This window comes from Streptomyces sp. NPDC087300 (genome assembly GCF_044744425.1).
In the GTDB taxonomy this organism is placed as follows: Bacteria; Actinomycetota; Actinomycetes; order Streptomycetales; family Streptomycetaceae; genus Streptomyces.
Genome location: NZ_JBIUYI010000005.1, coordinates 277,654 through 292,982 on the forward strand (window position 1 = coordinate 277,654; position 15,329 = coordinate 292,982).

Annotated in this window: 14 protein-coding genes; 10 read left to right on the forward strand and 4 right to left on the reverse strand. The window is 71.2% G+C overall.

Annotated elements, in window-relative coordinates; genetic code table 11:
* Positions 1 to 38: 38 nt before the first annotated feature.
* Positions 39 to 611 (reverse strand): TetR-like C-terminal domain-containing protein, encoded by a 573-nt coding sequence (locus tag ACIO9J_RS21495; RefSeq protein ID WP_402001729.1) that lies wholly within the window; start codon positions 609 to 611, stop codon positions 39 to 41.
* A 178-nt stretch (positions 612 to 789) separates the two neighbouring features.
* Here ACIO9J_RS21495 and ACIO9J_RS21500 point away from each other — a divergent pair, with 178 nt between their 5' ends.
* The 4 genes from ACIO9J_RS21500 to ACIO9J_RS21515 all read left to right on the forward strand — a co-directional run bounded on the left by ACIO9J_RS21500 (position 790) and on the right by ACIO9J_RS21515 (position 7,852).
* Entirely contained in the window at positions 790 to 1,848 is a 1,059-nt protein-coding gene (locus ACIO9J_RS21500) for an NADH:flavin oxidoreductase/NADH oxidase (RefSeq protein ID WP_402003539.1), read from the forward strand.
* Positions 1,849 to 1,907: 59 nt separating this feature from the next.
* Complete coding sequence (locus ACIO9J_RS21505) at positions 1,908 to 2,708, forward strand: alpha/beta fold hydrolase (protein WP_402001731.1); 801 nt, start codon at positions 1,908 to 1,910, stop codon at positions 2,706 to 2,708.
* Between the two features lie 428 nt (positions 2,709 to 3,136).
* Positions 3,137 to 6,961 (forward strand): hypothetical protein, encoded by a 3,825-nt coding sequence (locus tag ACIO9J_RS21510; protein WP_402001734.1) that lies wholly within the window; start codon positions 3,137 to 3,139, stop codon positions 6,959 to 6,961.
* Positions 6,962 to 7,141: 180 nt separating this feature from the next.
* The gene (locus ACIO9J_RS21515; protein ID WP_402001737.1) at positions 7,142 to 7,852 is read left to right on the forward strand and encodes a hypothetical protein; all 711 of its coding nucleotides are present in this window, start codon (positions 7,142 to 7,144) and stop codon (positions 7,850 to 7,852) included.
* Here ACIO9J_RS21515 and ACIO9J_RS21520 read toward each other — a convergent pair.
* On the reverse strand, positions 7,826 to 8,077 hold the full coding sequence (locus ACIO9J_RS21520) for a hypothetical protein (RefSeq protein WP_402001740.1): 252 nt from the start codon (positions 8,075 to 8,077) through the stop codon (positions 7,826 to 7,828). The genes ACIO9J_RS21515 and ACIO9J_RS21520 overlap by 27 nt on opposite strands.
* Between ACIO9J_RS21520 and ACIO9J_RS21525 the strand changes: the two genes are divergently transcribed.
* The 3 genes from ACIO9J_RS21525 (at position 8,066) to ACIO9J_RS21535 (ending at position 9,548) form a co-directional block, all read left to right on the forward strand.
* The gene (locus tag ACIO9J_RS21525; protein ID WP_402001743.1) at positions 8,066 to 8,284 is read left to right on the forward strand and encodes a hypothetical protein; all 219 of its coding nucleotides are present in this window, start codon (positions 8,066 to 8,068) and stop codon (positions 8,282 to 8,284) included. The genes ACIO9J_RS21520 and ACIO9J_RS21525 overlap by 12 nt on opposite strands.
* A gap of 217 nt (positions 8,285 to 8,501) precedes the next feature.
* Positions 8,502 to 8,831, forward strand: a complete 330-nt coding sequence (locus tag ACIO9J_RS21530; RefSeq protein ID WP_402001746.1) for an ANTAR domain-containing protein — start codon at positions 8,502 to 8,504, stop codon at positions 8,829 to 8,831.
* Between the two features lie 174 nt (positions 8,832 to 9,005).
* Positions 9,006 to 9,548: a two-component system response regulator gene (locus ACIO9J_RS21535; RefSeq protein WP_402001749.1), complete on the forward strand. Its 543-nt coding sequence runs from the start codon at positions 9,006 to 9,008 to the stop codon at positions 9,546 to 9,548.
* An 898-nt stretch (positions 9,549 to 10,446) separates the two neighbouring features.
* On the opposite strand, the gene ACIO9J_RS21540 is transcribed toward ACIO9J_RS21535, so the two are convergent.
* Both ACIO9J_RS21540 and ACIO9J_RS21545 read right to left on the reverse strand, forming a co-directional pair.
* Positions 10,447 to 11,022, reverse strand: a complete 576-nt coding sequence (locus ACIO9J_RS21540; protein ID WP_402001752.1) for a hypothetical protein — start codon at positions 11,020 to 11,022, stop codon at positions 10,447 to 10,449.
* A gap of 124 nt (positions 11,023 to 11,146) precedes the next feature.
* Positions 11,147 to 11,578 (reverse strand): nuclear transport factor 2 family protein, encoded by a 432-nt coding sequence (locus ACIO9J_RS21545; RefSeq protein ID WP_402001754.1) that lies wholly within the window; start codon positions 11,576 to 11,578, stop codon positions 11,147 to 11,149.
* 644 nt (positions 11,579 to 12,222) lie between these two features.
* Between ACIO9J_RS21545 and ACIO9J_RS21550 the strand changes: the two genes are divergently transcribed.
* Genes ACIO9J_RS21550 through ACIO9J_RS21560 form a run of 3 tightly spaced genes read left to right on the forward strand, consistent with a single transcriptional unit; the run spans position 12,223 to position 15,204 of the window.
* Entirely contained in the window at positions 12,223 to 12,897 is a 675-nt protein-coding gene (locus ACIO9J_RS21550; RefSeq protein ID WP_402001757.1) for an ArpA protein, read from the forward strand.
* Positions 12,894 to 14,213 (forward strand): APC family permease, encoded by a 1,320-nt coding sequence (locus ACIO9J_RS21555; protein WP_402001760.1) that lies wholly within the window; start codon positions 12,894 to 12,896, stop codon positions 14,211 to 14,213. The genes ACIO9J_RS21550 and ACIO9J_RS21555 overlap by 4 nt, the downstream gene beginning before the upstream one ends.
* A gap of 1 nt (position 14,214) precedes the next feature.
* Positions 14,215 to 15,204 carry an ornithine carbamoyltransferase gene (locus ACIO9J_RS21560; protein WP_402001763.1) on the forward strand — a complete coding sequence of 330 codons (990 nt, stop codon included), beginning with the start codon at positions 14,215 to 14,217 and terminating at the stop codon, positions 15,202 to 15,204.
* Positions 15,205 to 15,329: the final 125 nt, after the last annotated feature.

The window sequence follows — 15,329 nt, forward strand, 5'->3', positions numbered from 1 at the left end:
CGTCGTCCGACGGTCCCGGTGCCCCCTGCGAGGTGCCGTCAGTCCCGCAGCAGGTTCGACACGAGCTCGCGCGTCCACTCGGGGGTCAGGGGCAGGCTGGTGAAGACGGCGCGGTAGTAGAGGGGGGCGAGTACGGCGTCCGTGGCGCGTTCGAGCGTCGGGGGCAGCTGCCCCCGGGCCCGCTCCCGTTCCAGGACGGCGTCGAGGGTCTGCTGACGCTCCCCGCTGCACACCGCGGCGCCCTGTCCGCCGCCCGCGCTGATGGTGGCGCGTACCAGCGCCAGGGTGTCCGGGTCGCCGAGGTCCTTGGCGAGGTCGGACGCGTAGCGCTCCAGGTCGCCGCGGAGGCTGCCGGTGTCGGGCACCACGAGGTCGCCGGTGAAGCGGCTCGACGCCACGTCGGCGAGCAGGTCGGCGACCGAGCCCCAGCGGCGGTAGACGGTGGTGGCGTGCACGCCGGCGCGGGCCGCCACGACGGGGATCGTGAGCGGTTCCCCGTCCCCGTCGGCGACCAGGTCCCCGACGGCCCCGTGCACGGCCGCGCGGATGCGGGCGGAGCGGCCTCCTGGGCGGCTCCCGGACTGGGGCGAGGGCGATGTCTGGCCGGGCATGTGGCCACTATTTCATTGATCGCTGCTTTTTTGATGCAGCGATCACTGCGTTTGTGCTACCTTCCGATCGCTAACGCAGTGATCGCTGCGAGTGCGTTCGCTGGGGACGCCGCGGTCACCTCGGGAAGTGGGACAAGTGAGTACACCTGTTGTCGTTCCGGAGTCGGCGTCAGCCGTGATGCGCCCTCTCCGGTTGCGGGACGTCACGGTCGCGAATCGCGTGTGGATGTCGCCGATGGCTCAGTACGCCGCGGGGGCGGACGGGCGGCCGACCGACTGGCACCTGGTGCACTACGGGGCCCGCGCGGTCGGCGGGGTGGGCCTGATCATGGTCGAGGCCACCGCCGTGGGCCCCTCCTACCGCACCACGTCGGCCGACCTCGGGCTCTGGAACGAGGAGCAGGCCGTCGCGCACCGGCGTCTGACCTCGTTCCTCGCCGAGCGCGGCACCGTCCCCGCCGTGCAGTTGCAGGCCGCGGGCCGCAAGGGGTCGCATCAGCTGCCCTGGGAAGGCGCGGGGCAGAACGGGTCCGTGCGCGGGTCCGCCGGAGGCTGGGAGACGACCGGCGCGTCCGCGGACCCCTTCGGTGAACTCCAGGCCCCCAGGGAAGCGAGCGGCGCCGACGTCGACGAGGTGGTCGAGTCCTTCGCCCACGCGGCCCGGATGGCCGATCTGGCGGGGTATCAGGCCGTCGAGATCCAGGGCGCGCACGGATACCTGCTGCACGAGTTCCTCTCCCCGCTGGCCAATCGGCGCACCGACGAGTACGGCGGGGACCCGCAGGGCCGGATGCGCATGCCGCTGCGGGTCGCGCGGGCCGTCCGGGAGGCGTTCCCCGCGCACGAGCCCGTCTTCTTCCGCATCACCGCCACGGACTGGATCGAGGGCGGACTGACCCTCGACGACGCCGCGTCGTTCGCCAAGGAACTGGCGGCCGCGGGCATCGATCTCCTCGACGTCTCCTCCGGCCTCGTGGTGCGCGACACGCAGGCCCGCGCGCCGGTACGGGAGGCGGTCCATGCCGGGTACGCCGAGGCGCTCAAGGAGGCATCGGGCCTCGCGGTCGCCCCGACCGGCCAGATCGGCGATCTGGCCCTGGCCGACGAACTGGTGGCGGGCGACCGGGTCGACGCGGTGATGATCGGGCGCGCGCTGCTCCGCGACCCCTACTTCGCCCTGCGCGCCCCCGCCACGGCCCCGGCCGCCTGGCCCGCCCCGTACCGCCGCGCGGTGTGACGGCGCGACGGCCGCCGCACGCCAGGCCAACACACTTCATCGCGAGAGGACATGACGACATGACCACTGCATCCAGGACCGCCGACCACCGTGCGGTCCGGCGCGAGGGCGACACGACGATCCGCTACACGGCGAGCGGCCCGGCCGACGGGCCCGCGCTGGTCCTCCTCCACGGATGGGGGTGCCACCGGGGCGACTTCGACGCGCTGACGCTCCAACTGCCCGATGACGTAAGGGTCCTGGCGGTCGACCTGGCCGAGCACGGCGAGTCGCGGTCCGCGCGGACGGTGTGGACGATGGCGGAGTTCGCCCGCGACGTGGCGGCCGTGCTGGCGGCCGAGTCGGTCGGCTCGGCCGTCGTGGCCGGGCACTCGATGGGCGGAGCGGTCGCCGTCGAGGTCGGGCGCCTGCTGCCGGAGACGGTCTCCCACGTGGTCGCGCTGGAGGCGCTGCACTACCTGGCCCTCTTCCCCGCGCAGCCGGCCGCGCGGGCGGAGGGAGTGCTGAGGGCGTTCCGGGATGACTTCCCCGCGGCGGTGCGCGGCCTGGTCGAGGGCGGCACACCGCAGGGCGCCGACCCGGCCCTCGCCGAGACCTACACGGCGAAGATGAGCGGCGTGCGGCAGCCGGCCGGACTGCGCTCCATGGAGGGCCTGTTGCACTGGGACATGGACGAGGCGCTGGGCGAGACCAGCCAGCCGATCACCGTGTTCGCGATTCGCGACCTGACCCACCAGGACGCCGTCGACCGCTACGGCGACCGCTTCGACATCGTCCTCGTCGACCTGGGTACCCACCACTTCCCGGTCGAGTCCCCCGCGGCCACCGCCACACTCCTCACGGAGATACTCAGCCGCTGAGACCGCCCCCACGCACGGGCTGCGCCCCCGAAACCCCCACGCTCACGCCCACTGGAGCAAGGCTCACGGGGCCTGGCAGGAATCCCTGCCAGGCCCCGCCCCCGTCCCCCGCGCAGTGGTCTGTCGTTCCTGTGGGGCTGGCTAGCCGGTACCACTTGGTACAGGCGTGAGCCGCTGGCGCTCGTTCATGTGGCGATCCCCCTCCGTTGTCTGCCTGACCTCGACGTTTCCGGCTGGCGGGTTGAATGGGGAGCCGGGTTCGCCACTCGGATCAATGGCCTTGCACCGCAACGCACTTGGTAGGAGGAGCCGGTCGGGGTGTTGACCGAAGAACGTGCCTGTCGCTTGCCCCGGCCGGTCGGTGTGCGTACGTTCTCGGGCCGCGTGCCGCGTCCACGGGGGAAGCGGGCCGACCGGAGGAGCCGTCGATGCCGGGGCGTCCGGAGAATCCGCTGGATCCGAGCGCGGGGGCGGTGGCGCGGTTCGCCGCGGACTTGCGCAAGCTGCGGGCCGAGGCGGGCGGTCCGACCTATCGCGTGATGGCGCGGCGGGCGGCCCAGGGCGCGAGCACCCTGTCGCAGGCGGCGGCGGGCGCGCGGCTGCCCACGCTGCCGGTCGCGCTCGCCTACGTACGCGCCTGCGGCGGTGAGCCGGTCGAGTGGGAGGCGCGCTGGCGGGAGGCGGCCGCGGAGACGGCGGCCGCACCACGCGCCGACGACGAGGACGCCGAGTCGCCCTACCGGGGCCTGGCCCGCTTCGAACCGGCCGACGCTCATCTCTTCTTCGGCCGCGACGAGCTCACCGAACAACTGCTCCAGGCCGCCACCGCACACCGCTTCACCGCGGTGTTCGGCCCCTCGGGCAGCGGCAAGTCGTCCCTGCTGCGCGCCGGGCTCATCCCACGTCTGCGCACCTGGGACGCGGCGGCTCTTCCCCGTCCCGCCGCGCTGCGCGTCCTCACCCCGGGCGAGCACCCCGTACGCACCCACGACCGGGCCCTGGTGCCGAAGGACGCGGACGGGGACACCTGGCTGATCGTCGACCAATTCGAAGAGCTCTACACCTTGTGCGCCGACCGGGCGGAGCGGGACCGCTTCATCGACCGGCTCCTCACGTGCCTCGATCCCACGAGCCGACTGTGCGTCGTCATCTGCGTACGGGCCGACTTCCTCGGCCACTGCTCCCAACACCCGGCGCTCACCGCCGCGTTGCGGCACGCGACCGTGCTGGCCGGGCCCATGAACCCCGAGGAACTGCGGGCGGCCGTCGTGCGACCCGCCCAGGCGGCCGGACTGATCGTGGAGCGCTCGCTCACCGCCCGGATGCTCGACGAGGCCGGTGGCGAACCCGGCGCCCTGCCGCTGCTGTCGCACGCCCTCCTGGAGACCTGGCGCCGCCGCAAAGGGCGAGCACTGACCGAGGAGGCGTACGAGGCGGCGGGCGGCCTGCACGGCGCGATCGCCCGCACGGCCGAATCCGTCCACTGCCAACTGACGCCGGATCAAGCCATGTTGGCGCGCCGGATCCTGCTACGACTCATCGCGCCCGGTGACGGCACGCAGGACACCCGTCGCCCCGTCGCCCGCGCGGAGCTGGAGCCGGACCGTTCCGCCGACGTCCGCACCGTCCTCGAACGGCTCGCGCACGCGCGGCTGATCACCCTGGACCACGACACCGTCGACCTCGCCCACGAGGCCCTCATCGCGGGCTGGCCCCGGCTGCGCGGCTGGATCGACGCCGACCGCGAGCGCCTTCGCACGCACCGCGGGCTGACCGAGGCGGCACAGGTGTGGCACGCGCTCGACCGGGACCCCGGCGCGCTCTACCGCGGCACGCGCCTGGCGGTGGCCGAGGAGACATTCACCGACCAGGGCGAACTGACCGCGCTGGAAGCCCAGTTCCTCGGCGCGGGCACGGCGGCGCGCGACAGCGAGCAGCGGGCGGCCGCACGTGCCACCCGGCGGCTGCGCACGCTCGTGGCCGGTCTGACCGCGCTGGTCCTCGTGGTCTGCGCCGCGGCGACGTTCGCCTTCCAACAGCGGGCGACGGCCCGCGCCCAGCACTCCGTCGCGGTGGCCCGGCAAATCGCCGCCGAGGCCGACCAGTTGCGGGGCACCGGGCTGCCCGCTCGGGTCCAGAACGCCTCTCTCGCGGCCCAACTCGACATCGCCTCCTACCGGATGCGCAGGTCGCCGGGGACCCTGACGAGCCTGCTCGGCGCGGGGAATTCCACGCTGTTCTCCGAGACCCCTGACCAGAGCCGCCGCACGCCCGATACCGAGGGCGACATCAGCTCCTTCGGCAACGGCCCGATCACCGACACCCGTGGGCGTCTGCTGGTCCTCGTCGGGCCCGACCGCCTCGTACGCCTGTGGGACATCCGGGACGTCACCCGCCCCCGCCGCGTGGGACCCGCCCTGCGCGGATCCGCCGTGTCCCTCAGCGCCGACGGGCGCCTCCTGGCCACCGGGGACGACCGCGACGGCAGGATCAGGATCTGGCGCACCGCCGACCCGCGCCATCCGACCGCCCTCGCCTCGCTGGCCCTGCCCGACGACACCGTGGGCAACGGGGTGGCGCTCAGCCCCGACGGGCGGCTGCTCGCCGCGGGCGGTCAGCGGACGTTCGTATGGGATCTGCGCGATCCCCGGCACCCCGAACGGTCCGGCCGCGCCCTGCCAGGTGATCTGCCCGTCTTCAGCCCGGTCGGACACGTCCTTGCCACGGCGGGCAGCGACGACGGTGTCGTACGGCTGTGGGACACGGCCCGCCCGGCGCACCTGGCGTCGCTGAGCACCCTCCGGCTCGGCGCGGACGGGGCGGAGGACGTCGTGTTCAGTCCGGACGCGCGGACACTGGCCACCGACGGCGGCGGCCAACGGGTCAGGCTCTGGGACATCGGCGACCTCGGACACCCGAAGCGGCTGCCTATCCCGCTCGACAGTCTGGAAGGATCCGATGTCGCCGCGGCGGCCTTCAGCCCGGACGGCCGCACCCTCGCGGTCGTGGAGGACGCGGGAGTCCAGCTGTGGAACACCGCGGACCCGCGCTTGCCCGCCCGTATCGGAGAACCGCTCGGCCAGGCCGTGCACGAGGGGCTCTCCGTGGCTTTCGGCCGCGACGGCCGGAGCCTGATCACGGACGACCGGGTCATCCGGGTGTGGAGTCCGACTCCGTTGCTGACGGGGTGCCCGGACGCCGCCGTCGGCGGCGTCAGTCCCGACGGGCGGACGCTGGTCGCCGGTTGTGACGCGGGGGAGAAGGTGCGGCTGTGGGACACCGCCGACCCCAGCCGCCCCGAAGAGCTGGGCGAACTGCGCGGTGCCAGTGCCGTTTTCGCGCCCCGCGGCCACCTGCTCGCGGTCGCGGACCCGGACGGCGGCACGCACCTGTGGGACGCCGGAGATCCGGCACACCCGCGCCGACTGGGCCGTACCTCCCTCAGGCGCGACCACACGATCACCGCCCTGTCCTTCAGCGGGGACGGGCGCACCATGGCGGAGTACGAGCAGCGTCGGATCAAGTCGGTTTCCGTCAGCGGGTCTTGGGGCGACGCGGCCGACATCGGTGAACCGGGCGCGTCGGACCGCATCCGCCTGTGGGACGTACGCGACGCCCACCACCCCCGCCTCCTCGGCACCGCCGCGGCCACGGGCGCGGACGTCGACTCCTCCTTCGCGTTCAGCGCCGACGGACGGGTCCTGGCCCTGGCGGACGACACCGGAAGGGTCAGGTTCTGGGACACCCGCGACCCCACCCGCCCGGCCCGAGTGGCCCGCACCCTGCGCGGCGACGCGGTCGGCTTCGCCCCGCGAGGACACACCCTCGCCGTGGCCACCGACGAAGGAGAGCTACGCCTCTGGGACGTCACCGCGCCCGCCCGCCCCAAGCCGCTCGGCGCCCCGGCCGACGCCAACGGCCCCGTATCCGCACTCGCCTTCGGCCCCGCCGCGCAAACCCTCGTCACCGGCACGACGGACGGCACGTTCACGCTGTGGGACGTCACCGATCCTGCCCACCCCGCCGTCACGGGCAACGCGCTGGTCGGCCATGCGGGACCGGTCACACGTGCCGTGCTGGGCCCCGGCGGCCGGACCCTGGCGACGTCGGGCGACGACGGCACGGCCCGGCTGTGGGACCTGGACGTCGAACGGGTCGTCGACCACGTGTGTGCCGTGACGGGGCACGTGCTGACGCGGGCGAGGTGGCGCGACCATCTGGGGGAGCTGCCGTACCACTCGCCGTGCCCGTGAGACAGGCATGGCCGGATCGGACTCACCGTCCTCGTACGGGACTGCGTAAAGCCGTCGTACGGGACTGCATAAAGTTCGCAAAGAAGCAGCTCAGAGGGGCAGTCTCGGCTCTGCCGAGTGGATCACGTCCGGTAGCGTCACGTCCGCATTCGACCAGGTACGCGACGGGGGAGACCAACCATGGGCGGCTTGCTGTTCAACGTGACCACGGCGGCGCTGATGGTGCTGATGTTCAAGGCGGGCCTGGCGCTGCTCGGTCCGGATTCGGTCCCGCGGCGGCGCATACCCTGGGCCGCCGCGGCAGTCCTCGCGGTGGCCCTCGCCGGTGTCGTGACCCAGCTCAGCTGGTCCGGGGCCATGGCTGCCCTCGACGCGGACCCGGACAGATCCGGCTGGTGGCGCGTGGTCACCTCGGTATTCATGCAGAACGGCGGCTTCCTGGGCGGCGCTTGGAACATCGCGACGCTCGCGGTCGTCTCGGCCCTCGCGGAGTGGTTCTGGGGCGGCGCCTTGATGCTCGGTCTGCTCGCGGCGGGAATCCTCCTCCCTCAGCACATCGACTCGCTCTTCATGGAAGCGAGCCGCAGCACCGACCCGCGCAACTTCGCGGGCAGTTCGGGCGCCACGTACTTCCTCGCCGCGACCCTCGCCGCGGGCCTGCTGCTGCGCACCAAGGACCAGAAGGAGCGGCTGCTCGCCCTCGCCGCACCCGCACTCGGGCTGGTGATGTGGTTCGCCCAGGAGAACGGGCACGGCCTGGTCGTCGTGTACGGCTTCGTGCTGGGCGCCCTGGTGTGGGGCCTCGGTCACCGGATGATCCACCCCGACCGCGATCGGCGGAAGGCGCCGCACCGCACGGTGGGTTCACTGACGGCCGCGTTTCGGCGATAGCGCGAGGCTCCGAGGACGGGCTGGTCGGGCGCCGGGCGCCAGGGGGCAGCGCCAATGGTTGTTGCTGGTGTGGTCGCCGGCGAGCCAGCGGGCGAGGTCGGCGTGTGCCGTGGTGCGCTTCTCGGCGTCGATCTTCGCCACGTCGGGGTGGTCGACGACGAACTCCAGGATCAGCCCGTTGGGGTCGGTGACGTACAGCGAGACGCAGAACCCGTGGTCGATCACGTGGGTGTTCGCTCCCGCGGGGTCTGCCGCGGTGACCCGCTCGCGCAGGACCTCCTGGGCCTCCGCCTCGACCTTGAAGGCGAGGTGGCGCAGGGGAGTGGTGTTGATGTCGGTCTTGAACTCCTTCTGGTCCTCGGGGTCGGCGAACTGGAAGAAGGCGAGCGCGCTGCCGGCGGCCAGGCCGCAGAGGGTATGGTTGAACGTTAAATCAATTCAGGCCAATGTCCGCGGGCGGGGCGCCGGGCGCCGATTTCCGGACGTGGGAGGGCTGTGGCCCGGTACTCGGGCGCGGCTCGCTCCCGTCCGCTGTGTGGGATTCTTTTGGCTGCTCAGGGGGCTTGTGAGTGGCTTGACGAAGGGGGTCCCGCACGCGAGATTGACCCTGACTCGTATCGGAACCCAGAGCCCATAGTGGAGTTGCGGAGTGAATGATCCTCAGAAGGCCGAGCGGACCGCGGACACGGTCTCCGGCCTTGTGGAGCAGGTCGATCAGTTAAGACAGGCAGTGGACTCCCACGCCTCGATCGACCAGGCTATCGGCATCGTCGTCGCCTTGGGGCAGGTCGCTCCCGAGCAGGGTTGGGAGGTGCTGCGGGAAGTGTCGCAGCACACCAACATCAAGCTCCGTGCCGTCGCGGACCTCATCCTGGCGTGGGGGCAGAACGGCGACCTTCCCGCCGAGGTGCGCGACGAGCTGGGCGCGAGCCTGGCCCGGCGCGCGGGCCCGCCTCCCGCCGAGGGCCCCGTCACGTGACATCCGCAGGGCGGGTGCCTGACGTGAGGGCCCCCTCCGTCTCGTGCGGAGGGGGCCCGCGCTGTTGTGATCGACGTCCCCGTCCCGGCCGTGGCGCCAACGGCACATGACACGGGGACATCTCTCAACTCACTTGAGGCATAGGCTGGTTGGTGGAGATAGGGGGTTCGGATTGTGACGCCTGGTGCGAAGATCCTGATCGTCGACGACGACGCGGACACCCTGTTCGCGCTCGAAAGCGCGTTGGTGCATCTGCGGTACGAGCTGATCAGCGCCACCAACGGAGAGGACGCACTGAGGCACCTGCTCCGTGGCGAGATCGGTCTCGTGCTGCTCGATGTGCGCATGCCCGGCACCGACGGTCTCGACGTGGTCCGCTTCATGCGGCGCCTGGAGCAGACGCAGCACATCCCCGTCGTGCTGCTCACCGGCTTCGGCGTGGACCACGAACTGGCCTCGTCGGCCTTCGCCCTCGGCGTCGCCGACGTGGTCCGCAAGCCGGTCGACCCTTGGATGTTGCCCACCAAGGTCCGCTACCTCTACGAGTCCCACGAGTACATGCGCGCCCTCCGCCGGGAACTAGCCGCCCTCCGAGCCGACCGCTCCACGGACCCTCCCCGAGGACACCGCTCCTCCGCCTCCCCGGAACGGACGGCTCCGCAGGTCCCCGAACAGCCGACGGCGACCTCGCGCCCGGGTTCGGTTCTGCACGAGTGACGGTTTGCTGATCCCGGACCCACGCCTTCCCGGTCGCGCGCCCGCGCGGGACGGACCGTCGCGGCCGTCAGGACAGGAGGCCGCGGCCCGTGTGGTAGAGGAACTGGGCGAGGCCGTCCGTGGAATGCCGCATGAGGGTGTCCGTCAGCCCTTCCAGTGCCCGGCGTACGCGGCTTGGCGGGGGCCGGTCCGGTGCTCTCCTCTTCGAGGTAGGAGGCGTCGCGGACGATCTGGGCGCGCAGTTCGTCGGAGGTCTCCACGCGGGGTGCGGCGCTGAGGACCTGGCGGGCGAAGTCGGCGAACTGGGAGGGGTCGAAGCCGAACGATTTGTTCTGCACGTTGTGGGAGCCGAGGTGGCGAGGCCTTGTTCCGCCAGATAGGCCGCTGCCGCGCGTACTTCCCCGAGGGTCAGAGGATCGCCGTACGTCAGCGAGTGTGGTGTCGCGAGGAACGCCTCCAGGCCGGTGGTGGGGCTGTAGGGCGCGTGTGCGGCCACGGACACCAGGCCGTTGCGGGCGAACTGTTGGCGCCCTTCGGGGTCGCGCCGCAGATGCGGGAGTCGCTGTGCCTCCAGTTCGCCGCTGTGGGTGAGGTGGTACAGGTTGCCCTTGCCCAGCGCGAACGTCCGCTGCAACTGGCCTCGCCGGACAAGTTCCTTGAGGTCGCTGTGGAGTCGAAAGCGGGCGTTGCGCCGCCATTCCTCGGGAAAGTCCTCCGGGCCCGCCGGACCCGAGTGCCCCCGCGTGCGACGTTCGTTCATCCAGACCAGTAGGTGGGCATCCGCCCCGACTCCCGTCATGGGGCGACACTACGAGCCCGCCCGGCCAGTTTCCCTGCCGTCGCAGGGATACGGCTGGGACCCGGGCCGCCAGAGGGAGCCCAGGCCGCGAGAGGACACCTAGAGCCAACTGGCCCGCAGACTGGTCACCGTCCCCGACTCCAGATCGCCCCCGGCTCCGCCGAGTTCGCCGGACCACACCCGCTCCAGCAACTGGCCGACGGTGCGCACGATTTCGGGTGCCGAGGTTCGCAGACCGTCCGCGTCCGTCTCCGAGATCTCGTACGCAGGGATGCCCGCCTCATCAAGGAGGCTGGAGAGGTCGGTGAGTTTGGCGGTGAGCCACGACAGCGGGTCGGCGGACAGTTCCTCGACGAAGGTCCGCGGGCCGGGTTCCCAGCCGACGATGGAGGGGTGGTGGTGCGTGCGGTCGAACGTGTTCGGGGCGGCGTCCACGTCCTGGAGGAGATCCACCCGCCACAGCGGGCGGCCGATCGTGATCGGGCGTGCCGAGTAGATGGAGCCGGGCAGCTCGCCGGTTTCGAAGACCCGTAGTTCGAGCCGCACGCCGCGCTCGGGCGTCTCCTGCCCGTGCAGCGGATTCGGGTTGAGGAAGTGGAGGTCGCTCACCACGACGCCGACCCGCTCGAAGGCGAATGCGTACAACACGCCGACCTCCAGGGTTACTTGAGACACGCGCATCCTGTGCGGTTGAGCCTACGGAGACCCAGCACCGTCACACGATCCAGAACCAGCCAACGAACGAACGGCCGGGGAGGCCGACTTCGCGGTCGGCTCAGTGTCCCCCGGCCCGCCCCTCCTACTCGAACGCCTGGGCCACGGCAAGGCTGTCTTCGTAGACGTGGTGCCGGGTGATGAGGCCGTCCTCGGCGGTGAGGTGCAGCGCGAACCGGGCGCGGTAGGCACGTCCGGTGGCGCGCGCCGTCTGGCGGATCTCGCCGAGCACGACCGCGTCGTCGCCATCGACGAGGATGCGCTCGATCTCCGTCGCCGCCTGCCCGTGCACATGGTGCTCGGCGAGTTCGCGGTAGTGGGCGGCGGCATCTGCCCGGGTGGCACGGTGCCGGATCCACGGAGTCGCGGCGCGACCGTGCTCCGCCTCCGGCCAGTCCAGCTTCCAATCGCCCCGTTCGGCGTACATCTCGGCGATGCGCTCGGGATCGCCCTCACCGATGCGGCGCAGCAGCTCCTCCACCACGGCGCGGGTCGTTCTGGGTGCGGCTGAGGACATGGCTCATCACTCCGATCCGGGAGCCGCGTCCGGCCGACGCGGCGAGATCACCATTCTGGCCAGTCCGCCGGACCGGTTCCATTACCTCGCGGGTAAGGCAACGGCGAGCGCGAGGCCCCGCCCGTCGCCGCGCCGGCCAGGCCCTTGGTGAACGTGTATGTATTTCCGGCTTCGCCGGTCCGCTTCGCACCGTTTCGAACTCCGGCGTGCGCCCGCTAATCGCCGCCTCGGGCGCGTGACAGAAAGAAACGAAACGTCAACGGACCGCCCCCGCCTCGGTTTCCCGCGCACCATTCGAATCCGCTGAATCATGTAAAACGGAGCTCAATGTTCTGCGCCGCCGACCGGCCCCCGGAGTTCGCCACCGGCCCCCTGGCCTGAATGATTCGCTTTTCCCGGTGCCCACAGCTTGACCGGGTAGGCTGCCGTTCTTGTCATGGAAGCGAAACGAGCACATCTCCTGCCGACGACGTGGGGAGCTGGTCATGCGGCCGGACGAGCGGATCGGGGGCCTCGTTCAGTCCCTCTCGGAACATCTCGTCAAACATGTCGAGCAACACCGACTGGAGGCCGCGCGCCGCGATTTCCTCCAGTGCGGATTCACGACTTTACCCTTCCTCGTTCCTGACCACGTCAAATCATGCGTGGCGGACGAAATTGAGGACCTCGTAGCGGAGCACGGCGTCCGCAGGACAATCAGCTTCGAGGAAACAGACCACTCGCCCCGGCTGATGCGCAATGTGCGCCACCGGGAAATCAGCGAGCACGGCTCCGTCATCCCACGGGTGTACGACGCGGCGGCCCTGCTCGACGCGCTGGGCAAGGTCGCGGGCGAGCCCGTGCTCCCCTGCCCCTACGAGCCGGAGCGGTACGTGATCACCGAGCTGGAGCAGTCCGGTGACACGCACGGCTGGCACTGGGACGACTACAGCTTCGCGCTCGTCTGGGTCGTCGCCTGCCCGCCCGCCGAGCACGGCGGCTTCGTGCAGTGCGTACCTCGTACGTACTGGAACAAGAAGGATCCCCAGCTGCACCGACAGTTCCTCGCGCAGCCCATCCACTCCTTCGAACTCCTCCCCGGCGACCTGTACTTGATGCGCACCGACACCACCCTGCACCGCGTCTATCCACTGACCGGCGGGCGGCGCCTCATCATCAATATGGGTTACGCGTCCCAGGGAGACCTGCACAAACAGATCAGCCACGAGACGATGGACGGACTCTGGCGCGGATCGCGCGCGGAGCAGCCCGAACAGCCCGAGCAGGCACAGCGGGCAGCAGACGCACGGCAGGCCGAGCAGTCGAGGCAGACCGTATGACATCAGTGGAGGGGGCCGTCTCGAAGGCAACAGCGCCCCCTCAACTGCCCCGCAGGCTGGGCACATCAGGGCTCGTCGCCCACTACGTCACCTCGGTGATGGGCGCGGGCGTCCTGCTCATCCCCTCCCTCGCCTGGGCCGAGGCGGGACCCCTGTCCCTGGTCGCCTGGGCACTCCTCATCCTCTACAGCTACCCCTTCGCCCTGATCTTCGCGACGCTGTCCGTGCGGCACCCCACGAGCAAGGGCGTCGCCCAGTTCGTGGAGGCGGCGTTCGGCGCCAGGGCGGGCCGGGTCGCCGCCGTCTTCCTCCTCATCACGCTGCTCGCGGGCAATCCCGTCCTGGGGCTCGCGGCCGGCCGCTACCTGCTCGCCGCGGTCGACCCCACTGCCTCGAACCGGGCGGCCCTGCTCGCGGGCGCCGCGGTCATCGTGTTCTGCGTCGTACTCAACCTGTGCGGCATCAAGGTGAGCACGCGCGCGCAGCTCCTGGTGCTCGGCGCCGTGGTGCTGCTGCTGGTCCTCGTCATCTGCCTGGCGCTGCCCGAGGCGGACTACACCCGTCTCCAGCCGTTCGCCCCGCACGGCTGGAGCGCCCTCGGCAGCACCGTACTGATCTGCTTCTTCGGATTCATCGGCTGGGAGAACGCGGCCCCGGTGGCCGAGGAGGTGCGCGACCCCGCGCGTACGTTTCCCAAGGGCATCCTCTACGCCGTCACCTGTGTCGGCGTCCTCTACTTCGCGATGGCGTTCACGGTCTCCGTGGCGCTGCCCGAGGCGCCCGCGGGCCAGTCGGACCTGACCGCGTTCGTACGACTCCTGGAGGTCGCCACCGGCTCCGGCCTGCAGAGCGTCGGATACCTGGTCGCGGGGATCCTGCTGCTGCTCACCACCAACGCCTGGTGTCTGGGCACGTCGCGCGTCGTCTTCGCCCTCGCCCGCGACGGGATCCTGCCGACCTCCCTCAGCAAGCTCTCGCGCGGGCTGGTGCCCACGCGCGCGGTCCTCGCGCTCCTGCCCGGGTACGCCGTGTCGGTCGTCCTCCTCCTGGTCACCGACTCCAGCGAGTCCACGCTGATCAAGGCGTCGTCCGCCACCTACCTGCTCATCTTCCTGATGGCCTTTCTCTCCGCCGCCCGTCTGCTTCCCCGTGGCCGCACCGCCCGCCTGAACCTGGCGGTCATCACGGTCACCGTCGGCATACTGCCGTTCTTCGGCGTCAGCGTCGTCATCGCCCTGGCGATGCTGCTGGTCTCCGTCGGCGCCGAGCGGTGGCTGCGCAAGCGCGTACCCCATCCCCCGAGACAGGAGTACTGACGTGACCGCGCGACACATCCTGCGGATCCAGGACCTCACAGCCAAGGAAGTGGGCTCCCTCCTCGACCTCGCCGAAGCCATGAAACGCGGCGACGACACCCGCGCCCACCTCGCGGGCCGCTGCATCGGGCTGCTCTTCCACGTGCCCTCGACCCGGACCAGGGTCTCCTTCCAGGTCGCCGCGTCCCAGCTCGGCGCCGACAGCTTCCCGTACGGCGTCGAGGAACTGCGGCTCGCCAACCGCGAGTCGATCGAGGACACCATCGGCGTGCTCAACCGCTACCTCGACGCCCTCGTCGTGCGCTGGTACGACATGAACGAGTACGGCGCGGGTCACCGTCGACTGCGGGCGATGGCGGAACAGGCGACCATCCCCGTCATCAACGCGCTCGACGACGAGGAACACCCCTGCCAGGTCCTCGCCGACCTCCTGACGCTGCGCGAGCTCTTCGGGGCAGGACAGGTGCCGGAGAAGCGGGTCGTGTACGCCTGGTCGTACTCACCGCGGCAGAAGACGCCCGGCGTGCTGCACTCCTCGATGATGGCCGCGGCACTGCTCGGGCACCGCGTCACGGTCGCGCATCCGCCCGGCTTCGCGCCGGAGGAGCGCGTGACCCGCGCGGCCAGGGACGTCGCCGCCCGCACCGGCGCGAGCGTCGAGCTCACCCACGACCTGGAGGAGGCGGTGCGGGACTGCGCCGCCGTGTACACGCTGAGCTGGAAGTCACCGACGCTGGAGGGCCAGGAGGAGATCCAGGCACGGACGCGGCTCGCGGACCGGTGGCGGATCACCGAACCGCTGATGCGGCTCGCGGGCGACGACGCGGTGTTCCTCGACTGCATGCCGACCAACCGGGGCGAGGAGGTCGACGCCGAGGTGAAGGACGGCCCGCGGTCGAAGATCTTCCAACAGGCGGAGAACCGGCTGCACACCCAGAAGGCGCTCCTCACCCAGCTGTTCGACGGCACGCTCAGCGGAAACCCGGGATAGCGGAAACCCGGGACAAGGGCGGAAGGGCCCGCCGCCGGGCCCTTCCGCTTCGGCCCGCGGTGATGGCCGCGCACCCGGCGTGGCTGCTCCGCGCAAGAGGGCACACATGTTTACCCGTTCGCCCG

What these genes read in the sequence shown, in the direction of transcription:
- ACIO9J_RS21495 (WP_402001729.1), bottom strand. Translation starts at nt 611, where the DNA reads ATGCCCGGCCAGACATCGCCCTCGCCCCAGTCCGGGAGCCGCCCAGGA.
- ACIO9J_RS21500 (WP_402003539.1), top strand. Translation starts at nt 790, where the DNA reads ATGCGCCCTCTCCGGTTGCGGGACGTCACGGTCGCGAATCGCGTGTGG.
- ACIO9J_RS21505 (WP_402001731.1), top strand. Translation starts at nt 1,908, where the DNA reads ATGACCACTGCATCCAGGACCGCCGACCACCGTGCGGTCCGGCGCGAG.
- ACIO9J_RS21510 (WP_402001734.1), top strand. Translation starts at nt 3,137, where the DNA reads ATGCCGGGGCGTCCGGAGAATCCGCTGGATCCGAGCGCGGGGGCGGTG.
- ACIO9J_RS21515 (WP_402001737.1), top strand. Translation starts at nt 7,142, where the DNA reads ATGGGCGGCTTGCTGTTCAACGTGACCACGGCGGCGCTGATGGTGCTG.
- ACIO9J_RS21545 (WP_402001754.1), bottom strand. Translation starts at nt 11,578, where the DNA reads ATGTCCTCAGCCGCACCCAGAACGACCCGCGCCGTGGTGGAGGAGCTG.
- ACIO9J_RS21555 (WP_402001760.1), top strand. Translation starts at nt 12,894, where the DNA reads ATGACATCAGTGGAGGGGGCCGTCTCGAAGGCAACAGCGCCCCCTCAA.